The 22,724-nt window shown below is 39.6% G+C and carries 15 protein-coding genes and 2 pseudogenes; 12 read left to right on the top strand and 5 right to left on the bottom strand.

Features of this window, described 5'->3' with window-relative positions; translation table 11 throughout:
* Window positions 1-88 precede the first annotated feature (88 nt).
* Both DW205_RS15570 and DW205_RS15565 read right to left on the bottom strand, forming a co-directional pair.
* Entirely contained in the window at window positions 89-853 is a 765-nt protein-coding gene (locus tag DW205_RS15570; RefSeq protein ID WP_005868651.1) for a TIGR03915 family putative DNA repair protein, read from the bottom strand.
* Between the two features lie 26 nt (window positions 854-879).
* Window positions 880-2,139, bottom strand: coding sequence for a putative DNA modification/repair radical SAM protein (locus DW205_RS15565; protein ID WP_005868650.1), 1,260 nt, complete (start codon window positions 2,137-2,139; stop codon window positions 880-882).
* A 268-nt stretch (window positions 2,140-2,407) separates the two neighbouring features.
* Here DW205_RS15565 and DW205_RS15560 point away from each other — a divergent pair, with 268 nt between their 5' ends.
* From DW205_RS15560 to DW205_RS15515, 10 genes and pseudogenes are all read left to right on the top strand, one after another.
* Window positions 2,408-3,004 (top strand): RNA polymerase sigma factor, encoded by a 597-nt coding sequence (locus DW205_RS15560; RefSeq protein WP_005868649.1) that lies wholly within the window; start codon window positions 2,408-2,410, stop codon window positions 3,002-3,004.
* 235 nt (window positions 3,005-3,239) lie between these two features.
* The gene (locus tag DW205_RS15555) at window positions 3,240-4,085 is read left to right on the top strand and encodes a FecR family protein (protein ID WP_005868648.1); all 846 of its coding nucleotides are present in this window, start codon (window positions 3,240-3,242) and stop codon (window positions 4,083-4,085) included.
* 250 nt (window positions 4,086-4,335) lie between these two features.
* Window positions 4,336-7,641, top strand: coding sequence for a TonB-dependent receptor (locus DW205_RS15550; RefSeq protein ID WP_034530616.1), 3,306 nt, complete (start codon window positions 4,336-4,338; stop codon window positions 7,639-7,641).
* 18 nt (window positions 7,642-7,659) lie between these two features.
* Window positions 7,660-9,147 carry a RagB/SusD family nutrient uptake outer membrane protein gene (locus DW205_RS15545; protein WP_005868646.1) on the top strand — a complete coding sequence of 496 codons (1,488 nt, stop codon included), beginning with the start codon at window positions 7,660-7,662 and terminating at the stop codon, window positions 9,145-9,147.
* A 48-nt stretch (window positions 9,148-9,195) separates the two neighbouring features.
* Entirely contained in the window at window positions 9,196-10,743 is a 1,548-nt protein-coding gene (locus DW205_RS15540; RefSeq protein ID WP_005868645.1) for a sulfatase, read from the top strand.
* Window positions 10,744-10,902: 159 nt separating this feature from the next.
* Entirely contained in the window at window positions 10,903-12,375 is a 1,473-nt protein-coding gene (locus DW205_RS15535) for a sulfatase (RefSeq protein ID WP_052647312.1), read from the top strand.
* 47 nt (window positions 12,376-12,422) lie between these two features.
* Complete coding sequence (locus tag DW205_RS15530; RefSeq protein ID WP_005868643.1) at window positions 12,423-14,018, top strand: sulfatase; 1,596 nt, start codon at window positions 12,423-12,425, stop codon at window positions 14,016-14,018.
* Between the two features lie 80 nt (window positions 14,019-14,098).
* Window positions 14,099-15,049: a glycerophosphodiester phosphodiesterase family protein gene (locus DW205_RS15525; RefSeq protein ID WP_005868641.1), complete on the top strand. Its 951-nt coding sequence runs from the start codon at window positions 14,099-14,101 to the stop codon at window positions 15,047-15,049.
* Window positions 15,050-15,067: 18 nt separating this feature from the next.
* A complete protein-coding gene (locus DW205_RS15520; protein WP_005868639.1) occupies window positions 15,068-16,570 on the top strand; it encodes a glutamine synthetase family protein in 1,503 nt (500 codons plus the stop codon).
* A gap of 503 nt (window positions 16,571-17,073) precedes the next feature.
* A pseudogene (locus tag DW205_RS15515) lies at window positions 17,074-18,102 on the top strand (MATE family efflux transporter); the annotation flags it as partial.
* On the opposite strand, the pseudogene DW205_RS15510 reads toward DW205_RS15515, so the two are convergent.
* Both DW205_RS15510 and DW205_RS15505 read right to left on the bottom strand, forming a co-directional pair.
* Window positions 18,095-18,724: pseudogene (locus tag DW205_RS15510) on the bottom strand (cation:proton antiporter); the annotation flags it as partial. The pseudogenes DW205_RS15515 and DW205_RS15510 overlap by 8 nt on opposite strands.
* Before the next feature lie 91 nt (window positions 18,725-18,815).
* On the bottom strand, window positions 18,816-20,603 hold the full coding sequence (locus DW205_RS15505; protein WP_005868633.1) for a glycoside hydrolase family 15 protein: 1,788 nt from the start codon (window positions 20,601-20,603) through the stop codon (window positions 18,816-18,818).
* A 177-nt stretch (window positions 20,604-20,780) separates the two neighbouring features.
* Here DW205_RS15505 and DW205_RS15500 point away from each other — a divergent pair, with 177 nt between their 5' ends.
* Window positions 20,781-20,963, top strand: coding sequence for a hypothetical protein (locus DW205_RS15500; protein WP_005868631.1), 183 nt, complete (start codon window positions 20,781-20,783; stop codon window positions 20,961-20,963).
* Here DW205_RS15500 and DW205_RS15495 read toward each other — a convergent pair.
* Entirely contained in the window at window positions 20,960-21,193 is a 234-nt protein-coding gene (locus tag DW205_RS15495) for a hypothetical protein (RefSeq protein WP_008778625.1), read from the bottom strand. The genes DW205_RS15500 and DW205_RS15495 overlap by 4 nt on opposite strands.
* 309 nt (window positions 21,194-21,502) lie before the next feature.
* Here DW205_RS15495 and DW205_RS15490 point away from each other — a divergent pair, with 309 nt between their 5' ends.
* Entirely contained in the window at window positions 21,503-22,432 is a 930-nt protein-coding gene (locus tag DW205_RS15490) for an IS1595 family transposase (RefSeq protein ID WP_005868629.1), read from the top strand.
* Window positions 22,433-22,724: the final 292 nt, after the last annotated feature.

Below are 22,724 nucleotides of genomic sequence, written 5' to 3'. Positions count from 1 at the left end.
TTATTGTTATTGAATGTGTCTACCTATATCAGCATAAGACATGAAATTAACAAAAACTGTAATTGGCTGATTAATAGTAATTATACTATTATCTCTTCTCCGGCATATATTTCCAAAAACGAGCCGGCATATGTTGGCGATGAAGCCGCAGGTTTAAACGCTCCTTGATAGCGATAGACTTAAAATACTCTTTCCACATACTTTGAAAAAGTTTCTCATCCTTATCCATGATATCCTCACTGAGCAATCCGGTCAATAAGTGTGAATCTTTCTCTTCGAAACGGACTTCTATCGTATCGTTAAGATCATAATAATATCCATACTCTCTTTTTAAGTCGTAAATGAGCCATTGCTGATCAGCGAAACGGTCTTGCGCATAAGGTAATACCAAAGGTAATACGTTATATATAGGTGCGATGGCAGCAAAGTAAGTTCCATCCGCCGCTTTTTGGAAACGAAAGAATTGCATCACTCGCAAGCGTTCGTTGTTTACTTTCTTCCAGATCTTGGCCGTTTCCAATATGTCCGGGTCACCAAGATTGAACTCAATCGTGGCTGGAGCATCGATCGCTTTGCGGATATATCTGAATAACAACAGGTCTACTTCCGGTAATTCCGACAACCAAGTTACCGTCAACCCGGAAAGAGAAGACTTGGAGATTTTCTTCTCAAGCCCTTTCCATACCCGCTCTGCTTTCCGGTCGTCCGTATAAATCCGGATCGCCTCGTCATAGAACAATGGAAATGGCTCACCCTCGGTTACTAACAAATCCGGAAAAGTTCGACGGGAATAGGCATCGAATACAGCGGTAAGCAATCCCTCAAAAGTCTTGTCGTAAACAAATATAATCATTATCAATCCTTCTTATAAAACAGGCGTTAATCTATAAAAGGCAGTATAAGCTGCCGATCGTCTACTTTCTTTCCGCTCTTTCTCGTCAATAGTTGCCGGACGGTTTCAGGGCTGACCTCATTCACGGTCTGCGTCGGGAGCTCCCGGCAAGTAATAAAATAGCTAGCCTTTTTCATGACCACTCCTATTTTCTTCAACTGCTCTGAACCGAGATTAGCGTAACGCCGGGAAACGATTATGATCTTTGCCGATTTCACGCCAATTCCCGGAACCCGAAGAAGCATCTCGTAATCCGCTTTATTGATATCTACCGGAAAGACCTCCGGATGCCGCAGGGCCCAAGCCAACTTCGGGTCCACGTCTAGATCCAGATCCGGATATGCGTCATTGACAATCTCATCTACCTTGAATTGATAAAAACGCAATAACCAATCCGCTTGATATAAACGATTCTCACGGACCAGCGGAGGCGTGGTAAGTGCCGGAAGACGGTTATCATACGCATTTACCGGAATGAATCCCGAATAGTAAACACGCTTCATCGTAGGTCTCTGATATAAGGCCGATGATAGACGAAGTATATCCTTGTCGGTATCCGCCGTAGCGCCAACGATCATCTGCGTGCTTTGCCCGGCGGGAGCGAATCGTGGGGCATACCGGAAACGCTTGCGTTCCTCGGCGCTTTGTAATACACCTTGTTGGATATAACGCATAGGGGCAAATACGCTTTTAAAATCCTTTTCCGGAGCTAGAGTCCGCAAGCTCGCCTCATTCGGGATCTCTATATTCACGCTTAAACGATCGGCGTAAAGCCCAGCCTCATTTACCAATTCTTGGCTGGCTCCGGGGATACTCTTCATATGTATGTATCCATTGAAGTGATGTACGAGGCGCAAATCCTTGATGGCTCTCACCAACCGTTCCATCGTGTAATCCGGGTTTCGGACCACGCCGGAGCTTAAAAACAATCCTTCAATGTAATTACGCCGGTAAAACTCGATCGTAAGATTCACCAACTCGGTAACGGAAAGCGTAGCTCTCGGTAAATCATTACTTCGCCGGTTGATGCAGTAGGCGCAATCATACATACAATAATTCGTCAGCATGATCTTTAAAAGCGAGATACACCGTCCGTCCTCAGCGAAACTATGGCAAATACCCCATCCCGCGGCACTTCCTATAGCCCCGCTCTTATGCGAACGGGAGGTTCCGCTGGAAGCGCAGGATACGTCATATTTTGCCGACTCGGCCAAGATTTTCAATTTCTCGAGCACTTTCTCGTCCATAATTTCACCGATATGTTTCGTACAAAGATAATGATCTCACAGAAATCAATAGTACGTTTTAAAGAGATTTAAATGTGATAAAAACCTTATATTTGTATCGTGAAAATTTTGGAAGTGCCTTACTTCGTTGAAATCGCCAGTTTTAACAGCACACAAGGCACAAGCCCTCGCTATATCTGCGGGTTGCTTGTCTACGTGTGCATAGGTCTCTGGCGATACCTTACGAAGTGTGGGCGACAACCCGCTTTTTTTCTAAGCATAAAAGGGCATGAAAGTATCTAAACAAAATATTAAGAACTTGTTATCTTCTGTTTCTTCAGACGGCAGAGGGGCATTTGAGCGCTTTTATAATTTGTATTACGATCAGGTATTCCGTTTTGCGTATTATTGCCTTGGAGAGAAAGAGGCTTGCAAGGAGGTCGTGTCCGACGTGTTCTTTTCTATTTGGAAATCAAAAGCACGCTTAAAAGAGATAGACAATATAGATACTTACTTGTATATAACGGTACGCAACGAAGCGCTTCGTCATATTTCAAGAAGCAATAGTGTCAATAAAATCCAGATGGATCAGTTATATTCATTTGAACCAGAGGAAGAAGCTACTCCTGAGGGTATGTTGGAATCGCAAGAAATGCGGGAACTTTTTAATCTGGCAATTGATGAGCTTCCCGAAAAATGTCGCCTAATATTCTTGATGATCCGTGAGGAAGGATTAAGTACCAAGGAGGTCGCTAAAATCCTATCCATCCAAGAGAGTACGGTCCGAGTGCAAATGAAGATTGCGGTGGAGAAGTTAATAAAACGGTTGAAATCGGATTTTCCTGATATTTCGTTTGTTTTCATATTAATATCCATTTTCCAATAAAATCAAATTAGCCAATGAAGTATATATTCCAAGGCACTTGAAGTATATATCCTATAGCACTTAAAGTATATATTCTACACAGAAGGGAGTAATACTAGGTGAAAATGACTTTCTACACGACAATTATTTGGATGTTTTATGCATCTAGGACATATTTCAAACATTTTAAAAAAAACGTCTTTCTCTTTAAACGAATTTCATCGATCCTTACTCCTCATTATAAGAAAGACGAAATATGGAGACAAGAAAAGAGATCATAAAGCAAATGGGTGACGCAATGAGGGAAGATATCTTCCTAGAGGTCAACAACCGTATCGAACGCAGCTTGCGCAGAAGGTTTTGGTTGAGAATATCTGCGGTCGCCGCCTCCGTCACGCTTTTGTTCAGCATCTCCAATTATATCTCTTTCCACGAAGGCTACAAGAAACTGAACAGCCAAATGGTAGAGATGGTGAATCCGATGGGAATGCGATCCTCCGTAGTCCTGTCTGACGGCACGAAAGTGATCCTCAACGCCGGTACGACATTGAGTTATCCGACAGCTTTCGTCTCCGGGCAGAGGGAGGTAAAGGTGAACGGTGAGGCATTCTTCGAGGTATCGCACGACAAGGAGCATCCCTTTATCGTTAGCGCTGAAAATGTTAAGGTGAAAGTATTAGGAACGAAGTTTAATGTGAAGGCCTATGATGACGATGATAATATAGAGGTGACTTTAGCGGAAGGGAAAGTCGGTGTCGGACTTGACACTAAAAATCTCATCCAGATAATGCCGGGACAGCAAATAAAATATATGAAAGCCTCACATCGCTTTATCAAGAGAGAAGTGAGATTACAAAGTTATACTTCGTGGATTTGTGGTAAATTCTATTTCACCAACTATCCACTAGAGAAAATCGCTAAGCAACTGGAAAGGAGTTTCAACGTAAGGATACAGATCCTCGGGAATGATTTGAGGAACGCAGCTTTTACCGGTGATTTCGTACGGGGAGAGAACATAGACCAAATCCTCCGGGTCATGACCGCTAATCGACTTATAAAGTATGAGATAGAAGGGGATCAAATCACGATCTCGAAAAAGTAAATCAAATGAGTTATAAACGTTAAATCGATATGCCTATGAAATAGAAAAAAGAGGGAATAGAGAAAAACAAAACGGAAAATGCTACCAACATCTTCCGTTTCTAAAGACTCAAGTCTTAATTATCGCAACACAATTAAAAACTTTAAATCATTGCAAAAGTATGAAATTTATTTCACACACAAGGCATTATATGCCTAATGTTAACCTAAAAAAAACATATAACATCATGAGACTATCTGTTGTACTATGTATGCTCAGCTTATTTTGCGCATCCGCGAAAACGGGTTACTCTCAAGTAGCGGAAATATCATTGAATCTGCACAATGTTACTATCTCGGAGGCGCTTGAAGAGATCAAGCACCAAAGTGAATACTCTTTTTGGTATAAGAATGATGAGATTAATCTTAATGAGAAGATCTCTGTGAAGGCTAATAAGCAAAGTATCAACCAAGTATTGCATGGCATTCTTGGTAAACAAGGTTTGTCTTATACAATCGATGATAAACATATCATAATCTACAAGAAAAATGAACAGCCTCGGATGGTCCAACAAGATGGTAAAATTACAGGTATCATTACCGATCAAGCGAATGTACCCATCATTGGTGCAAATGTTATCGTAAAAGGTTCCTCTATAGGTAGCATATCCGATATGAATGGGCATTTCAGTTTAGATGCGTCGGAAAAGGATATACTTCTGATATCTTATATCGGTTACATGACTAAAGAAGTAAAAATAGGCAAGCAACGTTCCCTTAAAATCCAACTGACTGAGGATACCCAAAATATTGATGAGGTTGTTGTCATTGGCTATGGTTCTGTGAAGAAGAGTGATTTAACGGGTGCTGTATCTTCTGTTAAAACAGCTGAATTACAGCAAACGCCCATGACTTCTATCGATCAAGGTTTAGTCGGTCGAGCCTCTGGTGTGCAAGTAATCCAAACCTCTGGTATGCCGGGAGCCGTAGCCTCTATTCGGGTACGTGGCAGTAGTTCTTTGCAAGGTGGAAACGAGCCTCTATATGTTATCGATGGTTTCCCTGTTTATAGTGGTAGTGGTTTCGGTAATACGGGTGGTAAGACACAGATGAGTGGTTTGTCTACAGTGAATCCATCAGATATTGAGTCTATAGAGATCTTGAAAGATGCCGCCGCCACGGCGATCTATGGAGCACGTGCGGCGAATGGTGTCGTATTGATCACAACAAAAAGCGGTAAAAAGGGACGGGATATTATCTCTTTTGAGGCAAGTTTTGGAATATCAAACGTATCCAAAAAGATAGATGTCATGAATGCGCAAGATTATGCGAAATTAGTGAATGAGGCTTATGCAAATGATGGATTGAAACCCTATTATGATGCTACGGCTTTATCTGAGATCGCAAAGATCGGTAATGGGACGGATTGGCAAGACGAGATCTTTCGTGGAGGAAGTACGCAAACATATCAATTAAGTTTTTCGGGTGGTGACGAGAAGACACAATATGCGATATCAGGCAATTACTCAGATCAGAAGGGAATTGTTATCAACTCTGATTTCAAGCGTTACTCCATACGCTTGAATTTGGATCGTAAAATATTCAAGAATTTTAGTGTGGGAACACACATGACCGCCAGCCATACGATTAGTAATTCCGTAGCAACTGATACTGGAGGAGAAGACGGAACTATTTCTGGTGCATTAAGAATGAATCCTATACAGCCTGTATATGAAGATGAGTTGACAGGTGCATACACTCAAATTAATGTTCATGGAATATTAGTTCCAAATCCGGTAGCGACAGCAAAAGAACGGAAATTTAATAATGCGACTTCACGTTTGCTTGGAGATATTTATGCACAATGGGAGATCATTCCGGATTTAAAACTGAAAGTATCATTGGGAGCGGATGTGATGTATCATAAGACAAACAGATATACCCCGTCCAATATTTATCAGTCTGGAGGAGTTGCCTCGGCTTATGTAGGTGTAAATAAAAGTATAAATTGGCTGAACGAAAATACACTGACTTGGAATAAAACATTTGCAGAGGAGCACGACTTAAGCTTGTTGGGTGGTTTTACGATGCAAAAAAATAATGCGGAATATGTAATGGGATCCTCCTCAAATTTCGTGAATGATGTAATGCTTTATAATAATCTGGGAGCTGGTTCTGTTTATAACAAACCGGAATCCAACGCTACTCAATGGAGTTTGATGTCGTATTTAGCTCGTATTAATTATACGCTGAAACATAAGTATCTATTTTCCGTGAATGCCCGTGTTGACGGCTCTTCTCGTTTTGGGACAAACAACAAATATGGTTTCTTCCCTTCCGCTTCTGCTGGGTGGCGAATATCGGAAGAGGCTTTTATGGAGCCTGTAAAAGAAGTCATTTCGAATTTAAAGTTAAGAGCCAGTTATGGTTTTACAGGTAATACGGAGATCGGTGTATATGAATCATTGGCAACTTTAGGTACTAGTAATTGGATCTTAGGGAATCAACTCGTATCAGGATTTTTCCCAAACAAAATTCCTAATCCTGACTTAAAGTGGGAGCGCACCGGACAATTTGATATTGGTTTAGATTTAGGCTTGTTCAATAATAGATTACGCATCACAACAGACTATTATAAGAAGAAAACAACAGACCTGCTGTATAGTGTTGCAGTTCCTGCTACATCTGGATATCAAACCATGTTGAAGAATATAGGTAGCATAGAAAATCAAGGATATGAATTATCAATAGAAAGTGATAATTTGACAGGGGCATTCAGTTGGACAACCGCTTTTAACATCGCCTTCAATCGGAATAAAGTTCTTGAATTAGGCGGAGAAGAGTATAAGGAAATGGCAGAAGGCGATGGGCATTTAAAAACAGGCTCTGTACGTCGCTTGATTGTAGGTGAGCCCATTGGTGTTTTCTATGGATATCGTTTTGATGGTATTTTTCAAAATGAGGAAGAATGTAAGCAACAAACTTCATCTGCTTCACCTATTGGTGTTGGTTTGCGTAGATATAAGGATTTAAATGGTGATGGAAAGGTAGATGCCGCTAATGACAGGGAAATATTGGGAGACGCTAATCCTAAATTTTTCGGAGGATTAACAAATACGTTTGCTTATAAGGGCTTCGAACTTAATGTGTTCTTACAATATTCCTATGGAAATAAGATTCTTAATTATAATGCCATGGAATTGGAGAATCCAACAGGTGGGCAAAATGCTTATGCGGACATGGTAAATCGTTGGACACCGGAAAATCCGAGTAACATATACCCAAAGGCAACAACAAATAGAGCCTTATTGGTAAGTGATCGATTTATAGAAGATGGCTCTTATCTGAAATTGAAAACGTTATCACTATCTTATAGCTTTCCTAAAATAAACTTAAAGCATATCCAAGGTTTGCGTCTGTATGTGACTGGACAAAATTTATTAACATGGACAAAATATCGGGGATATGACCCTGAAGTTAGTTATAGAGGTGCCTCTACGCTTGAAGCGGGCGAAGATTTCGGTGGCTATCCACAATCTCGTACATTTATGTTTGGTATAAAACTTGATATTAAGTAATAATTAAATTGTATTATCATGAATAAATATATAATATTTGGCTGTATATCAATATTCTCATTGTTCAATGTACAGTGTTCTTTCTTAGACGAGAAACCAATAGACAGGCTGGTCGTGGATAACTTTTACACGAGTCAGAAAGATGCCCAAGCGGCAGTTGATGCAACTTATCAACAACTTAATAGTATTTATAGTAGGTGCATGTATATGTTATGCGATCTTACATGTGATGGGATGAAAAACGGTCTTGGTATGCCTAATGCCTTTCTACAGAACTTGGAATTTTTGCGTCACACCCCGGAAAACACATTTATTAGAGATATGTGGCAAAATAATTATTCGGGCATTATGAAAGCTAATGCCGCTATTAATAACATTCCATCTGTTACTATGAATCCTGATTTACAAAAAAGATTTATAGCAGAAGCAAAATTCTTACGTGCTCTTTATTATTTCAATTTAGTCCGCTTTTTTGGAGATGTTCCTTTGGTGACTCAGTTAGAGACAATAGATGATGCTATGGGGCCGAGAGTTGCGAAAGAGCAGATCTATGAACAGATTCTATCTGATTTGACAGATGCGGAAAGTGCCCTTCCTTATCCCTCAGAATATGGGACTACAGATATAGGGCGTGCGACAAAAGGTGCTGCCAAGATTTTAGCAGGAAAGGTGTATTTGACGAAAGGTGATTATTCCAAAGCAAAGGAAAAACTGGCAGAGGTTGTTGAACAAGAAGGTGCTTATGGGTATGGTTTACATGTGGAGTATGGAGATAATTGGAACTTGGATACTGAAGCTGGTAAAGAGGCTGTCTTTTATATTGAATATAAGGCGGACCCATTACCTCATAATGATGAAATGAGTTTAACGGGACCCAAATATTCTTTGCCTGAACCGATCGGAGTTAGTGGATCTAATGAGGCGGATATTCCCACTATGGAATTAAATAATACCTTTAAGGAAAATGATAAACGTAAAGCCGTGAATTTAAGAACGCATTATACGAACCCTGTAAATGGAAAGGAATTGATATCAAGTATTCCTTTGTTTGGCAAGTATTGGCAAGATGGATTAACGGCTATTAAGTTCTGTGAGATCAATATGCATATCATCCGTTATTCGGATGCCTTGCTTATGTATGCGGAAGCGTTAAATGAAATCGGAGAATCAGAGAAAGCTCATCAAGTTTTAAATCGTGTTCGAGAGCGTGCGTTTGGTGATTCTTCTGAAAATTATGAGGGTTTGTCTAAAGATGCTTTCCGGGCAGCAGTCTTACAAGAGCGTTATTTGGAATTTCCGATAGAAGGACATCGCTGGTTTGACCTCGTACGTACAGGTACATTCATAAAACGGATGAAAGAGCACAGCACATACGAAGCGAAAGTCGCTGAGAAGAATAAGACGGACATTGCTAGTAATATAAAGGATTACATGATTCTCATGCCTATTCCTCAACGGGAATTGGATTTGAATCCTGAGCTAACGCAAAATCCGGGTTGGTCATAAAATGTTAATTGGAGCTGTAAAACTTACAGCTCCTCAACTTTTATCAATATGAATACAAATATCAATAATACCTTGTTTTCATTGACTATCGTAAGTCAATGTTTGGCCTGCCAGCCTAAAAATCAGGAAGCAGACAATACTTCACAAAAAACGAAACCATTAAATGTTGTCTTTATTCTCTCGGATGACCACCGGTATGATTATATGGGGTTCATGAATACGATCCCTTGGTTGGAAACTCCTAATATGGATCGGATGGCCAAGGAAGGAGCGCATATCAAAAATGCGTTTGTTACGACCTCTCTTTCTTCTCCCAGCCGTGCTTCCATCTTGACCGGCATGTATTCACATAGCCATAAGGTGGTTGATAATGCCGCTCCTCTTCCTGATGGATTGATCTTTTTTCCACAATATTTGCAGGAGTGTGGATATAAAACTGCTTTCTTTGGAAAATGGCACATGGGAAATGACTCAGGGGCTCCTCAACCAGGCTTTGATCATTGGGAAGGTTTCAAGGGGCAGGGGGAATATTATAACCCTCGTATAAATACAAATGGGGAATGGATACAATATAAAGACAGTACCTATGTTACGGATCTCTTGACCGACCATGCGATCCAATTCATGAAAGAACAAAAACAAGCGGATAAACCGTTCTTTGTCTATTTGTCTCATAAGGGTGTGCACGACAATTTTTCAGCCGCAAAGCGCCATAAGGATTGTTATAAAAATAAGGAATTGGTATTACCTCCGAACTTCAATACGCCTCATTATGGCATTAAAGAGTTGCCGACTATTGATAAGAAAACAGGAAAGGCTGCGTTTGGAAAAGAGTATTATGGAGAAAAAATGGCTCCGGATTGGGTGAAAAGTCAAAGAGAAAGTTGGCATGGGGTGGACTATTCCTACCATGGCCGTCCTTGGGATGTTCAAGTTCGTAAATATTGTGAGACCTTGCGTTCTGTAGATGAAAGTATCGGTTCTGTCTTGGATTATCTGAAAGAAGCAGGGTTAGATGATAACACGTTGGTTATTTACATGGGTGATAATGGCTTTGCGTGGGGAGAACATGGATTGATCGACAAAAGACAGTTCTACGAGGAATCTGTGCGAGTTCCTATGTTGGTTCGTTGCCCTAGTATGTTTGAGGGAGGTAAGGTAATAGAGAATATGGTACAAAATGTAGATGTCGCTCCTACAATTATGGCTTGTGCGGGTTTAGAAAAGGCTGAGCAGATGGTGGGATATTCTTTCTTGCCTTTGCTCAAGGGAGAAAAGGTGGATTGGAGAGATCATATCTTCTACGAGTATTATTGGGAATATGAATTTCCGCAGACACCAACGATGCATGGTATCCGCACCGATCGTTATAAGTATATCCGTTATCATGGGGTTTGGGATACGAATGAGTTCTATGATTTGCAAAATGATCCGTATGAAACTACGAACCTGATTGCGGAACCTGAATATAAAGAGACAATCAAACAATTGAATGCTCAGATTTATGACTGGCTGGAGTCTACGGATGGAATGAATATCCCTTTGAAACGAACCGTGAGACCTCACACGGATCATCGGAATCAAGGGCATTACTGATTCGCAAGAAGTATGATTTATGAAGGATTATAATATATCCTTTTTTATTAATAGCTTTATAAAAGTTTGGTATAATAAATTAATACAAATACGATGAAATGCAAATACATTTTATTATCAAGCATTTTCCTATATGACTTTAGTGCTGTTCAAACAGCCATGGCACAGAATGATAGGACACCGAATATCATTTATATCATGTCTGACGATCATGCTTCGCAGGCGGTAAGTGCTTATGGTGGAATTTTATCAACGGTCTTACCGACCCCCAATATTGATCGAATAGCGCATGAGGGCGCAATATTGAGGAATTGTTTTGTGACGAACTCAATCAGTACCCCGAGCCGTGGAGCGATTATCACAGGACAATATAGCCAAAAGAATGGTGTATATACTTTGCAAGATCCATTAGATCCGGATCATCCGAATGTAGCGAAATGCTTGCAGCAAGCAGGATATCAAACCGCTATATTCGGTAAATGGCATTTGCATGCGGAACCTACAGGTTTTGATTATTACAATATCTTGCCTGGACAGGGCCGTTATAATGACCCGATGCTTATAGAAAAAGGTACATGGGGGAATGATCCGCATGCGAATCCCCGAACGGGTAAAGTGTATAAAGGGCATTCTACCGACGTGATAGGAAGTGAGGCTATCAAATATATGGAAAATCGAGATAAGAGCAAGCCTTTCTTTATGATGTGCCATTTCAAGGCTCCTCACAGACCGTGGACACCCGCCGAGCGTTTCAAGGATTTATTGAAAGATGTAACGATCCCGGAGCCGGAGAACTTATTGGACACATATGAGGGCAAGGGAGAGTATGCGGAGTTGCTACGGATGAGCATGGAGCATTTGAGGCAGACGGATGTGAAAACGGATATACCTACGGATATGAGCCGTGATGAGTTGCGCCATTGGGCTTATCAATTGTATATTAAAGATTATTTGCGCTGTATCGCTGGTATTGATGAAAACGTAGGGCGTATCTTGAACTATTTGGATGAGCAAGGATTGGCGGAAAACACGGTTGTCATCTATACCGGAGACCAAGGATTTTTTTTGGGGGAACATGGTTGGTTTGATAAACGATTGATGTATGAGGAATGCTTGCGTATGCCGTTTGTTATCCGTTATCCGAAAGAAATCAAACCCGGCACGGATAATAAGGATATAACATTGAATATCGATTTCGCTCCTCTATTTTTGGATTATGCCGGAATGGACAAGCCTAGCCAAATGCAGGGAGAAAGTTTCCGCTCGAATTTGAGAAATGAGACCCCAGCTAATTGGAGACAGGCTATGTATTACCGCTATTGGATGAATGCGGATAACGACCATAACGTGACAGCCAACTATGGTATCCGTACGGATCGCTATAAATTGATATTCTATTATGGAGAGTCGTTGGGAATGACCGGGACCAAGAATGAGTCCAGAACTCCCGAATGGGAATTGTATGACTTGAAAGAGGATCCAATGGAAATGAAGAACCTGTATCACGACCCATCGAAAAAGGCGTTGATTAAAGAGTTGAAGACAAAACTGTTGGAATTGAAACAACAATATGACGATGAGGATAGTAAATATCCGACTATGGCTGAGATAGCCCGGAAGTATTATTGGTGATAATTTCTGTTTTTTGTACGTTTGTGTAATTTTAAAATTTTGAATACATGAAGAATGCGATTAACTATGGGGTCTTCTTGGCTCCGGCCTTCTTATTCTCCGCATGCGGAACCGGGCAAAAAGAAGTGGCAGAGAAGCCGCTCAATATCATTCATATCATGACGGATGATCATTCGTATCAAACTATTAGCGCTTATGGACATGCGCTAGGTAAATTGGCACCAACACCAAATTTAGATCGTTTGGCTGCGGAAGGAATGTTGTTCCGGCAAGCTTTCGTAGAGAATTCTCTGTCTACTCCTAGCCGTGCATGTTTGATGACCGGTCTTTATAGCCATCAAAACGGACAAAGACAATTAGGAAAAGGTATTGATACGACAAAAGTATTCTTCTCTGAAATCTTACAACAGCACGGTTATCAAACAGGTGTTGTCGGTAAATGGCATATGCAGTGTGAGCCGAAAGGTTTTGATTATTATCATGTGTTATGGGATCAGGGAGATTATTATAATCCGGAGTTTAAAAGCAAAGAATCGAATGGCAAGTATGTAAAAGAAGAGGGATATGCGACGACCCTTACGACCGATCACGCTATCGAGTTTTTGGAAGAGAGGGATAAGGATAAGCCTTTCTGCCTGCTGGTTCATCATAAGGCTCCACATCGTAACTGGATGCCGGATACGAAATATATGGATTTATATGAGGATGTAGAGTTCCCATATCCAGATACTTTCAATGATAATTATGCTACTCGTTGCGATGCCGCACGTACACAAGAGATGAGTATAGACAAAAATATGACTTTGGTTTATGATTTGAAGGTAGATGAGCTTAAAGATAAGGAGGCTTATAAAAAGGAATGGAATATTGGTGGTTGGGAGGCCTCTTTGGATCGTATGACCCCGGAACAACGGGAGGCTTGGATCGCTTCTTATAAGCCTCGTAACGAAAAATTCATTAACGAGAACCTGAAAGGTGAGGATTTGGTTAAATGGAAATATCAACGTTATATCAAGGATTACGTACGTTGCATCAAATCGATTGACGATGAGGTAGGGCGTTTGATCGCCTATCTGGAAAAAGAAGGGCTTATGGATAATACCGTGATCGTTTATACCTCGGATCAAGGTTTTTACATGGGTGAACATGGCTGGTTCGACAAACGTTTCATGTATGAGGAATCTTTCCGTACGCCGTTGATTATCCGTTATCCTGCTAAAATCAAGACGGGAAGTGAATGTACGGCCTTAGTACAGAACATTGACTATGCCCCGACTTATCTGGATATAGCCGGTATCGAGAAACCTGATTATATGGTAGGAACTTCTTTAGTCCCCTTGTTTGGAGGCGAGACACCAAGAGATTGGCGTGAGTATCTATATTATCATTATTATGATTATCCAGCTATCCATATGGTACGTCGCCACGATGGCGTACGTGACAGTCGTTATAAATTGATCCATTTCTATGGAGAGAAGAATGAGCATAATGACGCGATTAATTGCAATGAGCTTTACGATTTGCAAAGTGATCCGAATGAGCTGAATAATTTATACGATAATCCGGAATATGCTGATATCCAAACTCGCCTGCAAGCACGTTTGGATAAGTTCCGTGTAGACCAGAAAGTTGACGAATATTAAGGTGCTAACTCTGTAAAATCATTTATTTTGTGTAAGTTTGGCGGATAGAAAGAATCATTCACCTAAAATACGATCGTGAAATGAAAATCAATTTATCCGCCAGATTTTTAATGCTGGCCCTGCTTTGTGGTTCTTGCGTATTGAACACGCCAAAGGAGGAGCTTGAATACAACGGAATGAATACGCTACAGATATCAAATGTAGATGATTTGATATCTTTCTACCAATATGCCGATGACCGAATTCCTTTAATTAGTGGACACCGAGGTGGACGGGGAAAAGGCTATCCTGAGAACAGTATGGAAACCTTTGAAAATACCCTCTCTTATACTCCTGCCACGTTCGAGATAGATCCGAGGTTAACCAAAGATAGTGTTATCGTCCTTTTCCACGATGATACACTGGAGCGTACCAGTAATGGGACTGGGAAAGTTTCTGATTATACTTGGGAAGAATTGCAAAATTTCCGTTTGAAGGATCCCGAAGGAAATATCACAAACTATCGTATCCCGACTTTAGAGGAAGCGATTCGTTGGGCCCGTGGAAAAACAATCCTAATCCTTGATAAGAAGGATGTTCCGATGGAGCGCACTGCTCAGTTGATTACCGATATGCAAGCGGAACCTTATGTAATGATTACGGTTCATGATGGTGCCTCGGCTCGTTTCTTTTACGAGAAAAATCCGAATTTCATGTTTGAGGCTTTCGTGAAAACGAAAGAGGCGGTTCAAGACTATGAGGATAACGGTATACCTTGGAATCATATCATGGCTTACGTAGGTCCGAAGATTACCCCCGAAGTCCGTGAGGTGATCGATATGTTACATGAAAGAGGTGTCATGTGCATGATATCTACCGCTCCCTCCGACGATAAACTATCCACACCCGAAAGTCGTGCTGAAGCATACCGTATGATCATCCGTCAAGGTGTGGACATCATAGAGTCTGACCGACCTATAGAGGTTGCTGAAGCGATCTCTAGCTTGATTCCGGTTAGCAGTTCCAAAGGAAAGTTTTTCTCTACACTATAAACATAATCAATATAAGACATGAACAAAGAACTAGAAATGACTCCCAACGTATTAGTGGAGTTTTTACAAAAGCCAGCGTCCGAGTTTACGAAAGAGGACATTATCCGTTATATCTATGAGAAAGATATCCAGATGGTTAATTTTATGTATCCTGCAGGCGACGGACGTTTGAAAACACTAAACTTTGTAATCAACAATGCGGCCTATCTGGATGCGATCTTGACTTGCGGTGAGCGTGTGGATGGCTCTAGTCTTTTCTCGTTTATCGAGGCGGGAAGTAGTGACCTGTATGTGGTGCCCCGTTTCCGTACGGCTTTCGAGGATCCGTTTGCGGAATTACCTACGCTTACCATGCTTTGCTCATTCTTCAATAAGGATGGAGAACCCTTAGAAAGTTCCCCGGAATATACCTTGCATAAAGCTTGTAAGGCTTTTCATGAGGTGACGGGAATGGATTTTGAGGCAATGGGTGAATTAGAATATTACGTAATCGCACCGGATGAAGGCGTTTTCCCTGCTACCGACCAAAAAGGTTATCATGAATCCGCTCCTTACGCTAAGTTCAATGAGTTCCGGACGGAGTGCATGCACTGCATAGCGCAAGCCGGGGGACAAATTAAATATGGTCATTCAGAAGTTGGTAACTTTACGTTAAATGGTTTGATCTATGAGCAAAATGAGATCGAGTTCTTACCATGTCCTGCGGAAAATGCAGCGGATCAATTGATGATCGCAAAATGGGCGATCCGCAATCTAGCGCATGAATATGGATATAACATCACTTTCGCTCCGAAAATTACGGTGGGAAAAGCAGGTTCCGGTCTGCATGTCCATATGCGTATCATGAAAGATGGCAAGAATCAGATGTTAGCGAATGGTATCTTATCCGAAACCGCCCGTAAGGCCATCGCTGGAATGATGTGCTTAGCTTCCTCTATTACGGCTTTTGGAAATACGAATCCAACCTCATATTTCCGTTTGGTTCCACACCAAGAAGCACCTACGAATATTTGTTGGGGAGATCGGAATCGTTCAGTTTTAGTTCGTGTTCCGCTAGGTTGGGCCGCAAAAACGGACATGTGTGCTTTGGCGAACCCATTGGAACCTGCCAGCCATTATGATACGAGCCAAAAGCAAACGGTCGAGATGCGCTCACCGGATGGCTCCGCTGATTTATACCAATTATTGGCAGGATTGGCAGTTGCGTGCCGCCATGGTTTTGAGATCGATGATGCTTTGGAAATCGCTGAGAAGACTTATGTAAACGTGAATATTCATAAGGAAGAGAATCAAGATCGCCTAAAGACATTGGATCAACTCCCAGACAGTTGCGCAGCCTCAGCCGCCCGTTTAAGACAACAGCGTGCTGTTTTTGAAAAATATAATGTGTTTAGTCCGAGTATGATAGACGGCATCATCCGTAAACTGGAATCTTATGATGACACTTCTTTACGCAAGGACCTAGAGAATAATCCGGAAGAGATGTTGAAGCTGGTCAATACTTATTTCCATTGTGGCTGAAAATCCTTTTTATGGTTTCACAAGAGGGTGTGTCATGACACACCCTTTTTATGCCCTGCTTTCATCTCTTGAACTTTCCATTGTGTTTTTTTGAATATCCGAGCACAAGAGAGACCATAAATTAAAACGAAAATATTCTAGAGAAGAAAAAAAGATATAATAGTAAAAAAAACAGGATAAAAAATTGTTATTTACAAATAAAGGCTTACCTTTGCCAACATCAAAACAAAATGATGTTATAAATTCATTTTGAAGTTATATGTTTTTCGAGTTTAACCTTGACTGTGAGCACAAAAGATTATCGCGAAGATCTTTTGAACGGTTGGATAGAGACGTCTATTTAGCCGTTTTTTCTTTTAGCCCTATCCAATAAAGCTATTCAGCTATTTGACAAATACAGCTTTATTTGTCACGGAGATTTTATATCCTTTTATTTTATGGATTACGAAATAACATACTGCATAAAAGCGGTATGTTGTATCGTACTATTATACAGTTGAGCAATGAATTATACATATAAACAAATATGGCTCATCAACTTTCCTGTAATGATGAGCATCTTAATGGAACAATTAATCAATATTACGGATGCTGTTTTCTTAGGCCACGTTGGAGAGATAGAATTAGGAGCGTCCGCTATCGCCGGAATTTATTATTTAGCGATTTATATGCTTGGTTTTGGATTTAGCATTGGGTTGCAAGTAATGGTAGCTCGAAGGAATGGAGAGCAAGATTACAAGGAAACCGGCAAGACCTTTTTTCAAGGCTTATTTTTCCTTTTGGGATTGGCTATCTTTCTTTACCTTCTCATTCATACGGTTTCCCCATTTATACTAAAGAAGCTGATCGTTTCCTCGGATATTTATCGAGCGGTAATCCTATACTTGGATTGGCGTAGCTTTGGATTGTTGTTTTCATTCCCATTTTTAGCGATACGTTCTTTTTTAGTGGGGATAACGCATACAAAAGCTCTATCTTGGGCTGCTGCCATAGCGGTATTAATCAATATCCCTTTAAATTTTTATTTGATATTCACTAGGGAATTAGGAATCTCGGGGGCGGCAATTGCCTCTTCTTTGGCAGAGATGGGCTCCTTTATGATGCTTTTCTTCTATATGTGGATACGATTGGATAAAGAAAAATATGGGTTAAGGCCGGTCTATAATGGTAATTTACTTATAAAAGTCTTGAAGTTATCAATATGGAGTATGCTTCATGCGTTTATTAGTGTAGCCCCTTGGTTCTTGTTTTTCGTTTCAATTGAGCATTTGGGAAAAATAGAGTTAGCGATTTCCAATATAACCCGGAGCGTATCGGCTATATTTTTTGTGATAGCGAATTCTTTTGCGCTTACAACAGGCTCATTAGTCAGTAATGCGATTGGTGCGGGAGAAGGGAAGACACTATTTTCAATCTGTAGTAAAATTCTGAAATTAGGTTATGCCATAGGATTTCCCTTGGTTGCGATTGCTTTATTGTGTAATCTATGGATTATTGGTTTTTATACGAGTAATGAACTATTGATACAATTATAAAGTCCGCTACGGGAGAATCCGAAACACCAGTAGCGGTATAGGCTCCGAAAAACAGCATGAAAAGGACAATACCGGTTCCATCGTTCAGCATTGACTCGGCATCCACTAGCGTCGAGAAACGTTTACTGGTGCCTAGCTCTTTCAACAATGCGACAACGGCCACTGGGTCTGTCGCACTTATCAAGGCTCCGAACATCAATGCAAATGTCCAGTTCCACCCTTCATAAGAAGGGGCGAACGTTCCGATCCCTATCATCAAGGCAGCCGTCAGCAACATCGCAATAATGACACCCGGTACGGACAATATAGTGGCATTTGTCAATGTTTTTCGAAAGATATGCACGTCCAGTTCATAAGCAGCGTCGAATATCAAGATCGGAAGAAAAATATAAAGTATCATATCGGGATTAGCATTTCCGGCAAAATCGATCGATGATTTTAATATAGGAATGCTTTCTAACCAGCCTATCCGGTCAAACGTACCGATCAATAATCCAAAGGCAAATAGCCCGACCGTGTAAGGAAGAGGCATCTTTTTTAATCCGAATTTTAAAATCGCACCTCCCATCAACCCTATCAATACAAAAAATAATGGGGCCAGTAAATTATTCGTTTCCATATTGATTCCTATGAGCTTTGTCCTATAAAAATAGAATAAAATCTCTTTCATAGTGAAAAAATATTTCCAAAATGAAAGAGATACAGAAGGTTTATTTAAAAAACAGTCGTATGTCCTCTTCCGAAAACAATATAGCGGTATTGACTAGTGCCAAATGGGAATATGCTTGAGGAAAATTCCCCAGTTGCTCCTTGGTTTCAAAATCAATGTCTTCACTGAAAAGTCCCAAGTGATTTGAATTATGAAGCATTTCCTCAAACAGACTACGTGCTTCTTCTTTTTCTCCTATGACATAAAGAGCACGAATGAGCCAGAACGTACAAATAGTAAAGGCGGAAGAGGGAAGTCCGAAATCATCATGAGATTTATAACGGTACATCAACCCTTTGTAAAGTAACGCATTCTTTATCGCTTGCACTGTTTTATGGTAGCGTATGTCTCTCGGATCGATAAATCCGTACGGTTCCATTAACAACAAGGACGCATCAAGGTCGGAATTACCGTAGGCTTGCGAGAAACTTTGCATCTCTTCTTTCCAACCGTTTTTCATGACATTTTCTTTGATTACGGTCGCTTCTTCCGACCAACGTCTCCGGTATGTCGGTTTGTTTAATAAATCTGCAATACGAGCTCCCCTGTCTAATGCGACCCAGCACATAACTTTGGAGGAAACAAAATGCTGTCCTTCTCCTCTAATCTCCCAAATGCCTTTGTCTGGTTTTTTCCAGTCAATCATCACATTCGTCAGGATACTTTTTACCATTTCCCACATATCTTCCACCTCGTCCAATGTACCGGGCATCAAACGATAGTATTGGTAGATCAGGTCCATTAAATAGCCGAACGAGTCATTTTGAAGCTGGTGGTAAGCATCATTACCGATCCGAACGGGTCGTGAGTTCTTATAACCGGAAAGATGTCCCAGAATAACTTCCGTCAATTTTCTTTCTCCGCGAATACCGTACATGATCTGGTAAGTATCGTGTTGAGAAACAAAAGTAGACTGGACAAATCTCATGAACCGCCTTGCGGCTTCCACATGGCCTATCTGGAACAAAGTTTCAATGGACATGGAGGCGTCGCGCAGCCAACAAAAACGATAATCCCAGTTACGGACTTCTCCGATCGTTTCCGGTAGGCTAGTTGTTATGGCCGCCAATACGGCTCCATTATAAAAAGACATCAATTTTAAAACTAGGAGACTTCGCTCAATGATATCGTTATAGACCGTAAACTTCTTGGTTCGGTCAGTCCAATTCAACCAATAAACCAGCGTCCGGCAGTATTCCAGTTTCTCACGCTCAATGTTGACGGGTATTACTTTCTCGTTATATGAAAGTAGCAAGAACTCGTCCTTAGCCAGTACGATTTCTTTCTGTTCCAAGATGTTGTGCAAAGGTAGTGAGGAATAAAGATATTGCCTATCTTTGCTGTTAGAAGTAGAGTAGGTCTCTATATATTCCGAGGTCGTGTTGAAAATTGTCTTTCCACGGGCATAGTCCGGAGCCGGCTCATAGTTGATTTTAAAACGGGGAGTACCTTTGATTCTGCGGATATATCGGTAGATCTCTGCCGGACGATAACAATTGCTCGCATCGCTCAGATGGTAACAAGGCATGAAATCTACAACGGCAAATTCATTTTCTTCTGATACGAAGTTGGTCGAAAGAATATTTGTATGAGGAACATACGATTGCGATATTTGATAATCCGGAGAAACCTCGAAGCCGAAATATCCCCCTTTCTCCCGATCGAGCAATGATGCAAAGATGGAAGGTGAGTCGAAGTTAGGGAAATATAACCAATCTATACTGCCTTTATCCGAAATCAAAGCCGCAGTGCAGCAATTTCCTATTACTCCGTAATTTAACTTGTCCATAAAAATTATTTTTTAGGTAACTATATACAATCTTACAGTATAACCCTTGTTAAACCTTGTAACTTCTAATTAAAATAATATCTATATATAATATTGAAAAACAAATTATTATATATAGATATTATTAGGAATAAAGGTGATCGGATTTATATTTAGTTTGAATATAAAAAAGTGATTATGAAAAGAAAAATATATTCTGATCCAGAAGAAGTAAGGAAAGAATTGCAAGCAATTGCAGATGAACTTAATTTACCTATTAATGATGAAAAGGTTGGTTTTACTTGGACTGGTGATGGGAAATCTATGACACCAGAAGTAATGCAAGAAGTATTAGTTCCTTTATATTTTAGTGGAAATTAATCTAAAAAGCAACTTTCATGTGAAATTTTATCATGATTTACTTTATCAAATGTATCTTCTGAAACTATAATTATATCATTTGTATTTACTGTATCTGTTGCATTTAGAATCCCTACACCTATAAACGTTCCTTTACTGGATATAGAAAAAACCTTGTAAACTTCACCAGACATAGCTCCTCTAATAACTTTAATATATGATCCTACATTAATTTTCTTATTTTGATTCATGATTCATACGTTATAATTGTGCTGCAAATATACGAAAAATATCGAAATACAAGAAAAAATCATGATTTCATATTTAATAAATCACCCTACATATCAAAAAAAATAAATTCTATTTTTATAGATAAAAATAATAGTAATATATATTAATTATAAATCAACAACTTAACCTTTATTAATACATCTTTACAAGCTTCAATATTGAATCGTAAATTCTCTTTTTACCTTTGCATTATTGAGATATAAATAATTAATAATCAATTATTTATAATAAAATATTAATTGTAATATTAATAATAAAACAATATAAATATGAAGCTTGCAAAGATTGCTAAATTTGATTCTTTAATAGAATTACTTGATGCATTTCCTGATGAAGAATCTTGCATTATTTATTTGGAGCATTTAAGGTGGCCAAATAAAGTAAAATCTCCATTTGATAAAAAATCAAAAGTTTATCATTTAGGTAATCACAGATATATGTGTAAAAATACTCAAAAGATATTCAATGTAAAAGTAGGAACTATATTTCATAGCACTAAATTGCCTTTAAGAAAGTGGTTTATGGCTATTTGGTTGGTTCTTTCTCATAAAAAAGGTATATCATCATTGCAATTATCACGAGATTTGAAAATAACTCAAAAAACAGCATGGTATATATTACAGAAGATTAGAACCTGCTTGATTTGTAAAAATAAAGGTAAGCTTGATGGAGAGGTTGAATGCGATGAGACTTTTGTAGGTGGTAAAAATAAGAATAGGCATAAGAATAAAAAAGTGAAAAATTCTCAAGGAAGAAGTTTTAAAGACAAAACTCCAATATTTGGAATGTTACAGAGAAAAGGTGATGTCATTTGTCGAGTAGTAGAAAATACTTCTCAATATGAAATTACTCCCAATATTTTAAAGTTCGTTGAATTTTCATCTGTTTTATATACTGATGAATGGCAAGGATATAATGATATTGCTGAAATTTATACTCGTTTTTCAGTAGATCACAGTAAAAAGCAATTTGTTGATGGAGATATTTACACCAATACAATAGAAGGATTTTGGTCTATACTTAAAAGAGGAATCATTGGTATCTATCATCACATGAGTAAGAAGCATTTACAATTATATGCAAATGAGTTCGCTTTTAGGTATAACACAAGACAAATTAGTGAAGGAAGTAGATTTAAGCTATTTCTCTGCAATGCTGAAAAGAAATTGACTTATCAAAATATTATTGCTGTTGCATAGACTGAAAGAAAATGAGAAAGCTATGTAAGTATATATCAATATTCTCATTATCTTTGTCCCGTCTTTCGAGACAAAGTTTTTTGAAAACAAGAGAAAGTGCCTTATACTCGTTGAAATCGCCAATCTCAAGAAGGTATATACAAGGCACAGAGGACAACCTATATCAAGTGGGTTGCCCATCTGTGCGTATATACAAGTGTTTGGCGATACTTAACGAGTATGTACAGGGGCAGCCCATTTTCTTTATTAAAAATATCTCTTATTGACTGCCTAAGAGAACATCGTTAAAATC

This window comes from Parabacteroides sp. AM17-47, assembly GCF_003434625.1.
GTDB classification, from domain to species: domain Bacteria; phylum Bacteroidota; class Bacteroidia; order Bacteroidales; family Tannerellaceae; genus Parabacteroides; species Parabacteroides distasonis.
The sequence above is the reverse complement of the archived record's forward strand: the minus strand, read 5'-3'. Positions and strand labels throughout refer to the sequence as shown.

Bases quoted from the DNA above. Each gene is read 5' to 3' on its own strand.
- DW205_RS15570 (WP_005868651.1), bottom strand. From the start codon at position 853: ATGATTATATTTGTTTACGACAAGACTTTTGAGGGATTGCTTACCGCT.
- DW205_RS15565 (WP_005868650.1), bottom strand. From the start codon at position 2,139: ATGGACGAGAAAGTGCTCGAGAAATTGAAAATCTTGGCCGAGTCGGCA.
- DW205_RS15560 (WP_005868649.1), top strand. From the start codon at position 2,408: ATGAAAGTATCTAAACAAAATATTAAGAACTTGTTATCTTCTGTTTCT.
- DW205_RS15555 (WP_005868648.1), top strand. From the start codon at position 3,240: ATGGAGACAAGAAAAGAGATCATAAAGCAAATGGGTGACGCAATGAGG.
- DW205_RS15550 (WP_034530616.1), top strand. From the start codon at position 4,336: ATGCTCAGCTTATTTTGCGCATCCGCGAAAACGGGTTACTCTCAAGTA.
- DW205_RS15545 (WP_005868646.1), top strand. From the start codon at position 7,660: ATGAATAAATATATAATATTTGGCTGTATATCAATATTCTCATTGTTC.
- DW205_RS15540 (WP_005868645.1), top strand. From the start codon at position 9,196: ATGAATACAAATATCAATAATACCTTGTTTTCATTGACTATCGTAAGT.
- DW205_RS15535 (WP_052647312.1), top strand. From the start codon at position 10,903: ATGGCACAGAATGATAGGACACCGAATATCATTTATATCATGTCTGAC.
- DW205_RS15530 (WP_005868643.1), top strand. From the start codon at position 12,423: ATGAAGAATGCGATTAACTATGGGGTCTTCTTGGCTCCGGCCTTCTTA.
- DW205_RS15525 (WP_005868641.1), top strand. From the start codon at position 14,099: ATGAAAATCAATTTATCCGCCAGATTTTTAATGCTGGCCCTGCTTTGT.
- DW205_RS15520 (WP_005868639.1), top strand. From the start codon at position 15,068: ATGAACAAAGAACTAGAAATGACTCCCAACGTATTAGTGGAGTTTTTA.
- DW205_RS15505 (WP_005868633.1), bottom strand. From the start codon at position 20,603: ATGGACAAGTTAAATTACGGAGTAATAGGAAATTGCTGCACTGCGGCT.
- DW205_RS15500 (WP_005868631.1), top strand. From the start codon at position 20,781: ATGAAAAGAAAAATATATTCTGATCCAGAAGAAGTAAGGAAAGAATTG.
- DW205_RS15495 (WP_008778625.1), bottom strand. From the start codon at position 21,193: ATGAATCAAAATAAGAAAATTAATGTAGGATCATATATTAAAGTTATT.
- DW205_RS15490 (WP_005868629.1), top strand. From the start codon at position 21,503: ATGAAGCTTGCAAAGATTGCTAAATTTGATTCTTTAATAGAATTACTT.